The organism is Holdemania sp. 1001302B_160321_E10, assembly GCF_015552275.1.
Taxonomy (GTDB): Bacteria; Bacillota_I; Bacilli_A; order Erysipelotrichales; family Erysipelotrichaceae; genus Holdemania.
Genome location: NZ_JADNEM010000050.1, coordinates 1 through 12,924, shown reverse-complemented (window position 1 = coordinate 12,924; position 12,924 = coordinate 1). Strand labels below are relative to the sequence as shown.

Below are 12,924 nucleotides of genomic sequence, written 5' to 3'. Positions count from 1 at the left end.
AGATATTTTCAGTTTTTCCAGCTCTTCTAAAGGTAAATTAGGGCAACCGTCCAGCGTTTTATACTTGCGATAAAAGGAATTGACTGCCTTCATGGTTTCCTGCGCCTGCTCAAGATTCGCCAGCTTGTTTTTCAGCTTTTCTATGGCTTCCGGATCGCCGGCGGTTATGACTTCCTTACCATTTAGCAGATTTCTGATTTTACCTTCGATCGCTTTGCACAGTTTATACTTCTCTTGGTTTCGATCCCACGCCTGATTCTGCTTTTCTTTTTTTCGGATTGGGAATTTAGCCGGTCCCGCAATCATTACTGAAGGACACATTTGATCGATCCGGAAATTGGTATTGTAGTAGTCAGCCAGTAATTTAGCATACTGATCAGCTAATTTCTCCGCTTTCTCAGCGGCGTCTGGCCGTCTATCAGCCACTTTCTCAGCCAGCTGGTATATTTGTTCTGCTTCCTGTCGATAAGCTGATGTCGCACTTCCTTCGCGGTAGTCATCAAAGGACATCATTTCCTTTGATCGCCGGGCTGCAGCTTCGTTAATTTCGTAGTATTTTCTTTCCATCTCTACTTCTCCTGTTCTTTTAATTTGCGGCGGATTTCTTCAAATTCTTCGCGGTCGAAATCTACGTCTTCTGCGACTTCCGGATCCGATCCGGATTTCATCTGGACATAGTAATCCGGCAATACATCCGGTCGCTTTGATCGACCTTTACCGTTAACCCTTGTTCTGCGCTGTTCAAGTCCAGCCTTGACTTTTTCCACAGTGTCATAACCCTTGGCCTTCCAATTTGCCAAGATCGCTACTGTGTAATTGATGTGTTGGGCATTATTCAACGCAGTTTCTTTAAGAGCTAGGATGATAAGATCATCGGTGTATGCTTTCTGCATTTCGATAATCTTTTCCATTTCCGTTGAATTGATAGGCCGTCCGAATATTTCCTCAGTAAATTCTATCGGTGACTTGACGTCCGCTGTTGTTGTAGTATATTTACTTTCCTTTACTTTACTTTCCTTTAGTGGCCTAACATTCGATGTTGAGGGGGTAGAATGGTCATTCTCCGGCTGAGAATCCGATTTTAGGGTAACTTTAAGACAACCTCTGCATTCATCATCGTTCAGAAGCCATAATTCTTCTATGACCGACTTATCGGTACGCTCACTTGCGACTAGCCAGTATTTTTTCTGTATACCCCGACTTGTGAGCACCTTAAACTCTTCAAACAGCCTCTTATCAAAGAGCCCAATCTGAAAGCATAAGGCGACGGTCTGTCTGACCGTTTCGGACCTGATGCCGCAGCCCATCTTCCTTGCGGTAGTGGCCACATCGTCATAGCTCCATCGGTAGTAGTACCCTTCAGAACCATAAGCTCGCTGGCAAAGATAGAAATAGATCCCAAATCCAACCCATCCCTGCGCATCCAGTAGCTTGTCTATCTTTGGTTCGTTTTCAAATATATCGGTATTCCAGCCGGCATAATCCAATTTCTTCTTGGGTTTGCCTGCCATAGCTTTACACCTTTTCTTTCAGTGTAATTTCGACTCTCGGTCTGTTACTGTACTTTTTTGAAACAACCATGCTGACGATCTGACTATCGTCTTTATAAGCGATTCCGTTTAGACTATCGAGGATCGCTTTAGCGATGTTGTCCAGATCAGGCTTTTTTGTAGGATTGATCAAACCAAAGCCCATGAGTTCCTTTTTTCTTTGGGAAGCTGACTTTGGAATTGAGAAATAAGCGGTGATGATAGCCTCTACCTCGCAATCAATCGGAATATGATCTGGATAGGATTGCTGGAAAGACGTTCTTACAAGATTCTCATACAAAATTGTATTTTTAGGAGTATAGGCGATCCCAGAGCGTGTAACTCTGGGTCTCGCCTTTGCTTTTGGTTCTCCTTGCACCTCGAATCGAATATTGATCATGCTTGATCTCCCGGCCGCGGTCCTCCGATCTGTCTTGGCACAAATGCAATGTCCGGGCCTTCGATTTCGCCTCCGAAAATATCCGATTGACCTGGCGCTTCTTCCATCTCCTCTTGAATCGTATAATCGCCTTCTGCAGTCTTGCTCAAATCAAGTGATATCTGCAGAGCGTTCTTTGGCGCCAACTGGCTGCCAATGTCCGCCGAAAGTTCAAACGAATCTCGGCTCGCGGCCGGTTCAATCGACAGGTCAATCCGGATCCGACGCTTTTTGGTTGCGTCGGTTTTTGTGTCCTCAATGTTGTTCAGTACCTTGATCAGCTCCTCGTCCACAGCGGCCAGGATCGCTTCGTTTTTAAGCAGTAGGATGGATTTTCCCTCTTTTAGATTATTGATGTATAACATTTGATTCCCTCTCTTTCTTATAGCAGACTCGGCTGATTGATTGTTGCTGACTGATCTGATGTCATAGCCTCTGGTTCTGGCGTCGCTTCTGGTTCAGCTTCATTTTCCACGACTACCGGCGTAACAGCTTCGGTGTCCACTTCGTTCTCAATGTAATTTACACGGCCAGTTTCATCTTTGAACGCCATATCATTAACATAAGCGGATTGCATCTCGATGGACATAATTCCCCACTTGCTGATCAACTGTCTGAGCATTGTTTTGAACGCCATACCGTCAAAATCCTTGAACCAGAACGAGGAATACTTCCAGAGTTCCTTTTCTGGGATTTCGCCATTTTCTAATTTTTTAAGAGCTTCAGCTCCACCGTTAAATTTAAAGGCGGTTGAGTATTTCTCAGCGTGAGCCATCATCTTCCGTTTACTCCAATACATTGTCTTCCGGAAGCCGTTAATCAGCTCAAACATGGCATAATAGCCAATGGTCGGTCGCTGCTCTCGTTCGTACTCATCCTCGATTAGCTCGACCTGTAATTCTTCATCCAGCGGGTTATAGCCGATCAGTTCACCATCCTTGATTGCTATCACGTTCATTTTTTTATACTGGCCAGAACGGATAGCCAGCTGGATATAGCCTTTATACCCCAGCTGGAAGGTTGCGTTTGTGACTCCGGCCTTTTTATCCTTAAACGGAACAAGGTAGTAGTGGCCCAACTGCGGAGATGGTGATAAATTCAGTGATTCTCCAAGCAGCGCTGCGCTGATGATCGTCGGTGCCTGGCACTCTTGGAGCGTAGGATTAGTGGATACTGCTGAGATTACCGATGCTACAAACCGCTTTGTTTTAGTTTCACTCCCCAACGTTTCGCTGATGTTTTTGAGTACATTCTCATTCTTAATAAAAGCCTGAAATTGAACTTTATGTTGTGCTTCTGGTGTGATAGCATTTGTAGGTTTAGTGTATTGACTCATTGTTCTTTCTCCTTCTAATTTTTAGGTTTGCAATTATTACGGATGTGATTATTCCAGAAATTAATTTCTTCAGTTTTTATATAATCTATATCTTTTTCGAAATCACTTTTTCTGAAATAATAATTTCTAATTTGTGAATCACCATCTGGAAATTTTATTAACGCTCTCAAATAGACAAATTCAAACTCTGTAACGATTAATCCATGCATTATTTGTGAAAAATAATAATCAGGTACATGGTTATCCCATTCCGATAGTTTATTTCGGTTATAGACAGTTGTCGTTTTATTCTCAAAAATCCCTTTACTACTAGAATCTCTCATCTTAAGGAGTCCATCAGGGCTAAAGAGAAGAAATGGATATTCTCGATTACGGAGAATCGTCTTGTTTTTATAATTGACGATCAGCTCTGGATGGTCGAGCTGGAATAACCGTCGAAGTGGTTCTTCTGCACTTTTTCCGTAAACAACTGAAGGTTTTTTACTGATATCTTCGGACTCCGCAATACCTACCTTTTCCTCATATATCTCTACCTTGGTTTTATAAGGTGTTAATCCGAGAACAGCAGCTGAATCCGAACCGCCTATTCCATTTCTTCGAGCAGCCAACCATTCTTTTTCAGTCCGGAAACTCAAGACATCGTAAGCAGCCTTTTTATCAGGCTGATACAGCTCGGTGGAGTATGCCATCTGTAAAGTCCTCCAGAATTCCTTCGTCGTACATGATATCGAGTTCTTCTTCAGTAAATTTCGATTTCATGACCTTAAGGTATTTTTCATGTAGCTCCGCTAAGTATCTTGCATAACATTCAGGACATTTTGTTTCGCCGTCCACTTTATGCTCATTCCCATCTTCGCAGGAATGACCACAATCGCATTCGTAAGCCAGCTCAAATTCCGATTGCATCTGACATCCGGCGCCGTAAAGGAAATTTTGCTCCTGTCGCCAAAGCTGTTCTTCGATTCTCGTCATAGCTATCTCCCTTCTGTTAGTTGGATCATCAACTGAACAATTAAATCAGTATCCTCGGCCTCTGACCACAAGGACCGCTGCTGATCCACTGTGGTTAGGCCGTTGCTGTAATAATCTTGCATGATCTCAAACATGCGTCTGAGGCCCTCTGTGGCCGTGTCATATTTGCAATACCTGAATCCGCACCGGATGCCGGCCGGATTGTGCTTGGTCAGCCATGCCGACGAGCTGCCCCAGCCGGTCTCAAGGACAAACACCGCTGTCGCATAAATTGGGCTAATGTTATACTCCTCTGCCAGCTCCAGCAATGCTACTGGGACAACCCCGGCAGCCTTACCAGTTGGCTGCCACTCATGCCAGCTGACGTCCATGTCGGCTGTGTAAGTCGGTGGCGTATCGGGCTGGTAGAGATCGATCATGGTCACTGGTTGCGGTGCAGGTGTCTCGGCCTCGGCTGCCGGCAGGTTAAGCGTCACACCCGCGGTCATCGCAGCAGTGATGACTACCAGCGCGGATCGCTTAAGCCGGCGCATTTTCGTTGTGCCTCGCTTTAATGGACTTTAACTCTTCTTCTGCAGCTTTAATCTGACTTTTCAATGCGAGCACATTTGTTTCTAATTCGTACAGTTTGTCTGCGGCCGGTGTCAATTCCCGAAACAGTTCTTGACCTCCCATTTTCCAAAGATCCGCAATGTTCTCTTTTGAAAAACCTGCCGGATGATACATATAAACGTGATTTACCAGATTGTACTGATCAACAGAAACCTGCCGATCAATCATTGTTTCAAATTCTTCGTGTAACATCAGTACGCCTCCCCATCAAGCAGTTTGTACATCTTGGCGAGAACCTCTTCCTCTGTGTACGCATCCATCAGCTCGATCATCTGGGCATAGAGTGACACTGCAAACAACTTGCTGTCTTGTCTTAATTCAGGCGGCAGCATTGACGCTGCCACGACCGCATAAGCGCGGGCTGCTTCGTTGGTTGTCATTTAATTCTCCCTTCTCACGATTTTAGGATGTGATATAATGGAGTCGAATCTTTGCTAGAGGATTCGACTAGCGCTCTCTCGGTCGTCAAACTTTCGGGAGCGCTTTTAATTTGCAATCTCAGAAAATCGAGATTGATGTTCAGGCGCCGGATTACTCGATCGGTCGGAACCTGCGTCATTGACGGCACAAGATATCCTTCAGCTTCAATTTCAGCGATAATGGATTTTAAGATCTTCCGAGCCGTATGTTCGCCGCAATCGGCGACCTTTTTTATGTCGGGTGTCGTGAGCCAGGTCTTGCTTTCGAGGATTTCCAGCCGCTCTGCCGGGCTTGTTGGATCATTCTTTTTCATAGCTTCACCCCCTTTCCAATTCTTTTGACAGCATAACAAGCAAGGTATTAAAGACATTTACCGTCTTCCTGATTTCCGGAAGGATTTCCTCCAATCGTTGCTTGTCTTTGGAATCAAGCTTGCCATCTTCCATCATCTTCAGAAACTCCTCCGCTGGCTGATCAATGTCATGCGCTGCGAAAAACGATTTGATCGCCAGCTCAGGTAGGCTGCCTTCTATCATAGGTTCCATCGTCTTTTTCCCGATCGGACAAATCCGTGTGCAGTAGTGATTGCACAGTTCCGGCCGGCGATACAGATCAGCCATGAGCAGGACATCTTCGGGAAGTGGCACTTGACTATCTAACTCAATACGTGAAAGCCGTGTACGGTCCATTCCGAGGTATTCGCTTGCGCCTTCACGGCTCGCCAGATCATCATTGAACTTTGCGGCTTCCATACGAGCGATGTAGAACTCATTTTCTGCTGCTTTTGTAGCAAATTTCGCCATTTTACTCACCTTCTTTCCATTGTAGAATTAAGGCAGAAAAGGGATTTCAAACATTTCCTTTTTCTCCCGATTGAACCGTTCCCCTGCCAAAGCGAGCGGTTCTTTTTTTAAGCCTCATAGAACTTTGTCCAATCAAACCCGAGAATCTCCGCAACCTTCTTTGCGACCTGGGGCTTCGGAGTTCTCTGACCTGATTCCCACAAAACGATACTAGGCTGAGTTACGCCAAGCATTTCAGCCATCGCTTCTTGCGTTAAGCCTTTGCCTTTGCGTAATTCAATTAACCACTGTCGCATCTTTGCCCTCCTTTCTTGTTTCGACCGCCTGACGGTCATCATCAGCGGGGCTGTATCTCCCCGGACAAGTTAATATGACATTCCGTTATATTTTTGGTATAATCACTTTAAGAAGGTGATATAGTGGAGAACTTTGATAATAATTTTTGCCCAATTTGTGGAGGATATCGAGAGCCAATTACGTTAGGCTCTGTAACACTCCCACGAAATTCTTTTCCGGATATGACTACAGAAGTTGCTATTTATTATTGCAAAATGTGTTTTAATGCTTATACAGTTGAGTATGCTAATGTTAGAGGTTTTTTAAGTCCCATAGCCGTTTACCCTAAAGATAAGAAAATAGCTAATTTCAGTGATGAAATAAAAAGTTTATCCCCAAAATTTGTTGAAGTATATTCTCAATGCTTGAGCGCAGATAATGCAAGTCTTGATAGTTTAGTTGGTTCAGGCTTTAGAATGGCTTTAGAAACGCTTATCAAAGATTTTGCTGCTTATTTAAAGCCTGACATAGCTGAAGAAATTAAGAAGGAAGCGAGCGTAAGCAGGCTTATAGACAATGAATTTAGAGAAGATGATAAAGAGTTTGGCGACATCCATAGATTTGCAAAACGATGCTGGTGGTTGGGGAATGATGAAACGCATTATTACAAAAAATACACAATAGATGAAAGAGCTGAATTAAAAAACTGTTTGGACATTGTAGTGAGCGAAATTGAACGCTATCTTAAAAAAGAGTATTTAATTCAAAAGATTCAGAAAAAATGACGTTTCTTTTTGTAAAGCATTTGCAACTCAGTAACATTACACGGATCAACTTCTGTTATAAAATTCCCTTCTAAATCCCAATATTGAGTAACATCTCTGCACATGTCACCATCAGTCCCAGAACCCTTTGTCAGCTTAATTTTTACGACGGAAATAATTTCGACTCCGTCAAGGCTTCTACAGTTCTTTGGGTTGTTGTTAAAATCATATTTTTTCTGTTCCATACGTCCTCCTATAAATAACGTTTTGTTATTTCATATACATATTACAATATGTTTTGTTATTTGTAAAGTGAAGAAATAAATTTTTGTTATTTCTATGAAAGGAGCATTCTATGCTAGGCAAAAGACTAAAAGAATTAAGAAAGAAATCAGGCCTTTATCAAAAACAGCTTGCGGAAGTTTTGGGCGTAAGCCAACCCCTTATAGGATTCTGGGAAGCTGAATCAAGGTCTCCTTCGTTAGCCGATGTCAGAAAGCTAGAAAACTACTTTGGAATCACCGATAACGAATTAACTTATATTGCACTACATGATCGGCTAGGGGATGATTACAATGACTTTGTGGAAAATATGAACGTAGCCGAAAAAATCAACTATCCAACCGAAGTCCAAGAAATTATAGAAGCCATGATGAACGTCGATAGCGCAACACAGAAAAAAATCTTGGCGGGTGCCAAGGCGTTTGTGCCTGAAGCTTTTGTTAAGTATCCTGAAGGCTATAAATACCCGATCGGCTTCGTCGACGCAGCTGCAGCCCGGCGGTATTATGAAGCAAACGCCCAGTTTACGCCATCTTCCAGCGGCGAAGATCCGACAGATGATGAGATCATCCAGCTGGCAAACGAGCTGTATGAGGAACAAAAAGAAAAGGAATAGAATTATGTTAAATTTAGATATCTTATTTAATCACATTCCGCCGCAAAGAATAGAAATAAATAAGAAAGGAAAAGTATGCATAACATTCAGACAATCTTATCTATCTTTTATCGGTCTAAAATCTTTTCTAGCTAACATAAAGTATTTATGCATTTCACCAAGAAATGATTTGACCCTTAATATTGATATGGATATTGGAGCGTTTGTAGATGGCGCAACTGTGTTTTTATTTTCCTTTGCATTTTGTTATTTAATCATTAAAAAGCCTAATACTAAAATTTATTTTCGCACCTTGAATATTAGTAAAAATAATATTACAACTAATATTATTGATCATAGTCCTATCGGCCGTTTTTTAAAAAACAGGATAACAACAACAGAATTTGTTAATCAAATGCTCTCAACTCAAGCCAACCAATTCATAAATAACACATATTATTTAAGAACCATAATCCCCGACGAAGATTCAAAGGATTTATCAAAAGCTTTACAAGAAGTTAAAAATTTTCTAAGGGAGCATTCAAGCGATAATCAGTTTAATAACGATGTTAAGCAAGTCATAAGCGAGCTATGCGGAAATGCTTTAGAGCATTCAAACGAAAGCTGCTTCATATACATAACTATAGAAGACGCCGAATTAACTGGCACATTAGATAAATCTTTTGACTATTTCAATATCAATATTTTGTGTTTTTCTGAAAAAACAATGTTCACAGATATTAAAAACAAGTATTATAATGGTGAACTAGAAAGCGAGGTTGTAAAACAAGCTTACCAATTTCACAAAAAAGCTTTTGATAACCACTATACCGCCAATCATTTCTTTATGATTAGCGCCATACAACCCTATGTTACAGGAAGAAATAATCAATCCAACGGTGGAACTGGATTACCGACTTTCATTAAAAAAATTTCTAACAAAGTAACTGCTGACTATTCCTACGTTGTATCCGAAACCGCAGCTTTGCAATTTAGATGTTCACTTATCGATATTAAGAACGAACAAATCGGGCTTAATGAATCTTCAAATTTTATAAGTGAATTACCTAGCGAAGAAGCCATAAGTGTATCGCCGATACAGATCCAGGGCATATTGTATAATATAGTCTTAGTCAAAGAGAAGGAGAGATAGACAATGAGAATTGAATTAGTATTAGACAAATCACTTCCAGAAATTGTCGGAAATCCAAAAGGGGTAAAGACATTCAAAGAACAAGTAGAAAACAAAGTAGACTGGAACGGGATGAACACCATAGTATTTCCTAGCTTTATAGAAGATATATCTGTATCTTTTGTTCAGGGATTCTGTTCAGAAATTTTTAAAAAGATTAAAAAAGAAGATTTATTAAAACACTTTGAATTTCAATGCGAAAAAAAAGAGATTGTTGATAAAATATTAGATTCTATCTTTATTGTTTGGTGATTCTATGACGTCTTCTGATATTATTTCTGTTATTGCAATTATTGTTTCAATAGTAACAGCCTTTTGGACAATAATTTCCGAATTCGTGATAAAAAGATATGAAAGAAAAGAATCTCTTATTGTAGAAATATATGGTGAAGGCACTCTCACAATTAAACTTCCTAAATTAATTTATGGCGCGATCACTTTACAAAAATCCGATCGCGAAAAAGCAAAAAAGCTTATACGCGATCTTCAAAAAAAATCATATTATTTTAGAATGATAGATGAGGATTATTACCGAAAAATTATTAATTCGCTCAATGATATTCAAGATAATTTGATGTTACTTGGCCAAGAACAGCAGTATAAATCAGAAAGTGCCAAAATGGAATCTTTACTTAAAGCATTTTATAAAGTAATATACCAAGGAACTTCCAATAAAATAAAATCGTTTATTCTGCACTAAATCTAAAGTTTTACTTCAACTGTCCGATTAAACGGACAGCCTTTTTTTATATTTGAATTATAATCAAGTCCGGAGGGATTACCATGATTTACCAATTTGTTGTAGCGACGCTGCACAATTGCGCCGACACTCCGGTCAATGACATTTTAAAAAGCCATGATATTAAACTGCGCTATGATCCAATCATGAATCATGGGCCAACAGACGGCCGCCTACTCATTAGTCCATACAGCAAGAAGATCTTCTTAAAAAGTAATCTTCCCCCGCCACGAGAACAGTTTGTTATTCTGCATGAACTTGGCCACTATTTCCTTGAATATGAAAATGGTATTCTGCACCTTGGCAGAACTGAACTCGGAGGCCGGATGGAATGGCAGGCCGATCTGTTTGCGGCGTTGTATCTGCTTAAAAACAAAGAGCCGGGATTATCTATTATAGATTACCTGCAGCTTAACGGTTGCCCCGAAAACACCGCTTGCCGGGTGTACGATTACCTGGATGATCTCGCAACGTGCGAAATCTCATCTTAAAAAAGCATTGACACCACTTTATTATATTTCATGTAAGAGAGGACTGATTATTATATGGCAGTAAATAAAAACAACGCTGGCGTCTGGTATTTTAAAGTGCGCTGGACTGATGCCAGAGGTGTACAGCACCAGAAAAAAAAGGAAAACAGGAAATGGAAGCGTGCAGATGCGCAGAAAGCGGAGAGGCTATTTATACAATCATTAGAAAATAGTTATAGTCTTGCCGACGATATGACTTATGGAGAATTGTTTGAATTGTATGTAAAAAGTAAAAAAGAAGAAATTAAGACAAGAACATTTATGGCCTACAAAGAGAAACAGCAATCATTTGTCCTTCCGAAATTTGAAAATATCCCTTTATCCAAAATTAACCGAAGATCTGTCGCTGACTGGCAGAATTGGCTCTTGAAGCAAAAAACTCCGAAAGGAGAGCCGTATTCCAACAGCTACTTAAGAGCCATACAGACAGGCTTTAAACAAGTGATAAATTGGGCTGTCGATGAAGGATACTTATCAGAAACACCGTTTAAGAAAAAGAATGCAATCAGGAAAGATGAACCGAAAAAAGAAATGAATTTCTGGACACCTGATGAATTTCAAAAATTTTATGATAAGATCGATAACCTCCAGGATAAAGTCACATTTCGCATCCTATATTGGTGCGGACTCCGAAAGGGAGAGTTGATCGGCTTAAATATAGAAGATTATGACCCTACTACAAAAACAATAAGTATAAATAAGCAATGGGACACCCGAAATAAAAAAATGACCTCACCCAAAAATGAGCGAGGTCATAGGAAGGTCTCAGTCGACACCGAAACCGCTCGACTGATTGAAACCCTAATCGCTTATTATAAGCGTTGTGGAGGTTACCGGCCAGACGCTCCAATGATCGGGTTTACAAAGCGGTTGCCGGCTCAAACGTTGGATAATCGCAAAAAGAAATACATCATAGCTGCCGGCGTTAAAAATATCCGAATACATGATTTCCGGCATTCGCACGTTTCTTACTTAATCAACCAAGGCTTCCAGCCAAGTGATGTCGCAGCGAGGCTTGGTCACACCGTCACAGAAACGTTAAACCGATACGGCCACCTATATCCGGATCGCCAGCAGAAAATGGCAGAAAATATTGACAAAAATCACGAAAAATCTAAAAGTGGTACGATTTTGGTACGAATAGAAAATTGAGGTAATAAAAAAGCCCTTGTTTAAGGGCTTTATTTATAAATGGTGTCCTCTTAGGGACTCGAACCCTAGACCCACTGATTAAGAGTCAGTTGCTCTACCAACTGAGCTAAGAAGACATATATATCAACAGCAAGATTTTAGCAAAATCATCTTATCACACCTGACGGCGGAATGCAATGTTTTGTTGAAAGCTTCCCAATTTTCAGGCGCTTTCTCTTGCCGTGCTTTGATATTATATTCCAGCACTCTAAGAAATGCAAGCCTTTTTTCTTTTTTTTACAAATTTTTATGCACAGGTAATTTGAAAACGTCAGCGACAGGAATCATTGCGTTAACTTGGACAAAAGAGACCGTTTCCCTTCTGGCCGACGATTCCTTTATTCACAGATTCCACCGCTTATCCGACTTAAACAAAGCATCGTGTTTTTTATTTTTTGTTTTGACCAAAAACAAAAAAAGCCCTTGCGGACTTTTCATTTTTAATGGTGACTCGTACGAGATTCGAACTCGTGAATGACGCCGTGAAAGGGCGCTGTGTTAAGCCACTTCACCAACGAGCCAAAAAAAATGGCGCCTAAAACAGGGCTCGAACCTGTGACCTAACGGTTAACAGCCGTTTGCTCTACCGACTGAGCTATTTAGGCGTTTGCTTAATTATAATATCATAAGCCTTAAGGGTATGCAAGCACTTTTTTTCGTTTTTTCAAATTTTTTTAATTCCAAGTGAATTGAAAAAGTAAACGCAGCCTTAAGACAAAAAGAAATTGCATTTACTTTTGCAAAGACGCGGACTGCATTTACTCGTGCAAATGAGTTATAGTCATCTTGTATCTCCCTGTACAGATAGGAGTCCCCCATTATGAGTCACTTAACTTTGCAAGATCGGATTACGATTCAATCCGAATTGAATCAGGGTTCTTCTTTCAACACGATTGCTCGTTTGATTTCCAAGAACCCTACCACTCTCTCCCGTGAAATTCGAAATCATCTGCTGATTCGCGATCGTTCTTCTTATCCTCAGTCTCGCATGATGAACGATTGCCTCCATCGTTTTGAATGCCGGCTCAAATTTGTCTGTCAGCCTCAGTGCCGCTTTCAAAAGGGAAATTGTCGTTTTTGTGGTCATTGTTTCCGGGTTTGTCATGATTATGAAAAAGAGTGCTGCCCTTCTCTCTCTCGTCCTCCTTATGTTTGTAATGGCTGTCTGCAGCGTCAGCGCTGCTCCCTGGAACAACGTGATTATAAGGCAGCAGAAGCCCACCAGGAATATCGGCAGAGGCTCG

General features: G+C 41.0%; 21 protein-coding genes, 3 tRNA genes and 1 pseudogene. 8 read left to right on the top strand and 17 right to left on the bottom strand.

All coding sequences use genetic code 11. The features are described 5' to 3' along the window. The 13 genes and pseudogenes from I2D94_RS17375 to I2D94_RS17315 all read right to left on the bottom strand — a co-directional run. Positions 1-567, bottom strand: a pseudogene (locus tag I2D94_RS17375) (DNA primase); the annotation flags it as partial. 2 nt (positions 568-569) lie between these two features. Next, the gene (locus tag I2D94_RS17370) at positions 570-1,511 is read right to left on the bottom strand and encodes a Lin1244/Lin1753 domain-containing protein (RefSeq protein WP_195397809.1); all 942 of its coding nucleotides are present in this window, start codon (positions 1,509-1,511) and stop codon (positions 570-572) included. Between the two features lie 4 nt (positions 1,512-1,515). Next, positions 1,516-1,929, bottom strand: coding sequence for a RusA family crossover junction endodeoxyribonuclease (locus tag I2D94_RS17365; RefSeq protein ID WP_195397808.1), 414 nt, complete (start codon positions 1,927-1,929; stop codon positions 1,516-1,518). Next, entirely contained in the window at positions 1,926-2,333 is a 408-nt protein-coding gene (locus tag I2D94_RS17360) for a hypothetical protein (protein WP_195397807.1), read from the bottom strand. The genes I2D94_RS17365 and I2D94_RS17360 overlap by 4 nt, the downstream gene beginning before the upstream one ends. A gap of 17 nt (positions 2,334-2,350) precedes the next feature. Then, the gene (locus I2D94_RS17355) at positions 2,351-3,304 is read right to left on the bottom strand and encodes a recombinase RecT (RefSeq protein ID WP_195397806.1); all 954 of its coding nucleotides are present in this window, start codon (positions 3,302-3,304) and stop codon (positions 2,351-2,353) included. Positions 3,305-3,318: 14 nt separating this feature from the next. After that, a complete protein-coding gene (locus I2D94_RS17350; RefSeq protein ID WP_195397805.1) occupies positions 3,319-3,993 on the bottom strand; it encodes a YqaJ viral recombinase family protein in 675 nt (224 codons plus the stop codon). Next, entirely contained in the window at positions 3,962-4,276 is a 315-nt protein-coding gene (locus I2D94_RS17345) for a hypothetical protein (protein ID WP_195397804.1), read from the bottom strand. The genes I2D94_RS17350 and I2D94_RS17345 overlap by 32 nt, the downstream gene beginning before the upstream one ends. 2 nt (positions 4,277-4,278) lie before the next feature. Further along, a complete protein-coding gene (locus tag I2D94_RS17340; RefSeq protein ID WP_195397803.1) occupies positions 4,279-4,809 on the bottom strand; it encodes a glucosaminidase domain-containing protein in 531 nt (176 codons plus the stop codon). Then, positions 4,796-5,080 carry a hypothetical protein gene (locus tag I2D94_RS17335; protein WP_195397802.1) on the bottom strand — a complete coding sequence of 95 codons (285 nt, stop codon included), beginning with the start codon at positions 5,078-5,080 and terminating at the stop codon, positions 4,796-4,798. The genes I2D94_RS17340 and I2D94_RS17335 overlap by 14 nt, the downstream gene beginning before the upstream one ends. Next, positions 5,080-5,268 carry a hypothetical protein gene (locus tag I2D94_RS17330; protein ID WP_195397801.1) on the bottom strand — a complete coding sequence of 63 codons (189 nt, stop codon included), beginning with the start codon at positions 5,266-5,268 and terminating at the stop codon, positions 5,080-5,082. Before I2D94_RS17330 ends, I2D94_RS17335 begins: the two co-directional genes overlap by 1 nt. A gap of 14 nt (positions 5,269-5,282) precedes the next feature. Continuing rightward, a complete protein-coding gene (locus tag I2D94_RS17325) occupies positions 5,283-5,621 on the bottom strand; it encodes a hypothetical protein (protein WP_195397800.1) in 339 nt (112 codons plus the stop codon). A 4-nt stretch (positions 5,622-5,625) separates the two neighbouring features. After that, positions 5,626-6,111 (bottom strand): XRE family transcriptional regulator, encoded by a 486-nt coding sequence (locus tag I2D94_RS17320; protein ID WP_195397799.1) that lies wholly within the window; start codon positions 6,109-6,111, stop codon positions 5,626-5,628. A 107-nt stretch (positions 6,112-6,218) separates the two neighbouring features. Next, complete coding sequence (locus tag I2D94_RS17315; RefSeq protein WP_229056946.1) at positions 6,219-6,407, bottom strand: helix-turn-helix transcriptional regulator; 189 nt, start codon at positions 6,405-6,407, stop codon at positions 6,219-6,221. 123 nt (positions 6,408-6,530) lie between these two features. On the opposite strand from I2D94_RS17315, the gene I2D94_RS17310 reads away from it, so the two are divergent. After that, positions 6,531-7,172 (top strand): hypothetical protein, encoded by a 642-nt coding sequence (locus I2D94_RS17310; RefSeq protein ID WP_195397798.1) that lies wholly within the window; start codon positions 6,531-6,533, stop codon positions 7,170-7,172. On the opposite strand, the gene I2D94_RS17305 is transcribed toward I2D94_RS17310, so the two are convergent. Further along, positions 7,160-7,396 (bottom strand): hypothetical protein, encoded by a 237-nt coding sequence (locus tag I2D94_RS17305; protein WP_195397797.1) that lies wholly within the window; start codon positions 7,394-7,396, stop codon positions 7,160-7,162. The two genes, I2D94_RS17310 and I2D94_RS17305, sit on opposite strands and share 13 nt — an antisense overlap. 110 nt (positions 7,397-7,506) lie before the next feature. Between I2D94_RS17305 and I2D94_RS17300 the strand changes: the two genes are divergently transcribed. The 6 genes from I2D94_RS17300 to I2D94_RS17275 all read left to right on the top strand — a co-directional run bounded on the left by I2D94_RS17300 (position 7,507) and on the right by I2D94_RS17275 (position 11,641). Beyond that, entirely contained in the window at positions 7,507-8,049 is a 543-nt protein-coding gene (locus I2D94_RS17300) for a helix-turn-helix transcriptional regulator (protein WP_195397796.1), read from the top strand. A 4-nt stretch (positions 8,050-8,053) separates the two neighbouring features. After that, positions 8,054-9,181, top strand: coding sequence for a hypothetical protein (locus tag I2D94_RS17295; protein WP_195397795.1), 1,128 nt, complete (start codon positions 8,054-8,056; stop codon positions 9,179-9,181). A gap of 3 nt (positions 9,182-9,184) precedes the next feature. Further along, complete coding sequence (locus tag I2D94_RS17290) at positions 9,185-9,472, top strand: hypothetical protein (protein ID WP_195397794.1); 288 nt, start codon at positions 9,185-9,187, stop codon at positions 9,470-9,472. Between the two features lie 4 nt (positions 9,473-9,476). After that, positions 9,477-9,920: a hypothetical protein gene (locus tag I2D94_RS17285; RefSeq protein ID WP_195397793.1), complete on the top strand. Its 444-nt coding sequence runs from the start codon at positions 9,477-9,479 to the stop codon at positions 9,918-9,920. 83 nt (positions 9,921-10,003) lie between these two features. Next, positions 10,004-10,450 carry an ImmA/IrrE family metallo-endopeptidase gene (locus I2D94_RS17280; RefSeq protein ID WP_195397792.1) on the top strand — a complete coding sequence of 149 codons (447 nt, stop codon included), beginning with the start codon at positions 10,004-10,006 and terminating at the stop codon, positions 10,448-10,450. A 54-nt stretch (positions 10,451-10,504) separates the two neighbouring features. After that, on the top strand, positions 10,505-11,641 hold the full coding sequence (locus I2D94_RS17275) for a site-specific integrase (RefSeq protein WP_195397791.1): 1,137 nt from the start codon (positions 10,505-10,507) through the stop codon (positions 11,639-11,641). Between the two features lie 40 nt (positions 11,642-11,681). Here I2D94_RS17275 and I2D94_RS17270 read toward each other — a convergent pair. The 3 genes from I2D94_RS17270 to I2D94_RS17260 all read right to left on the bottom strand — a co-directional run bounded on the left by I2D94_RS17270 (position 11,682) and on the right by I2D94_RS17260 (position 12,285). Then, positions 11,682-11,757, bottom strand: a tRNA-Lys gene (locus I2D94_RS17270). A 367-nt stretch (positions 11,758-12,124) separates the two neighbouring features. Next, positions 12,125-12,201 (bottom strand) — tRNA-Glu (locus tag I2D94_RS17265). 8 nt (positions 12,202-12,209) lie between these two features. Beyond that, a tRNA-Asn gene (locus I2D94_RS17260) sits at positions 12,210-12,285 on the bottom strand. A gap of 215 nt (positions 12,286-12,500) precedes the next feature. Between I2D94_RS17260 and I2D94_RS18750 the strand changes: the two genes are divergently transcribed. Next, a partial coding sequence (locus I2D94_RS18750) for a helix-turn-helix domain-containing protein (protein ID WP_195397790.1) occupies positions 12,501-12,924 on the top strand: 424 nt, incomplete at its 3' end.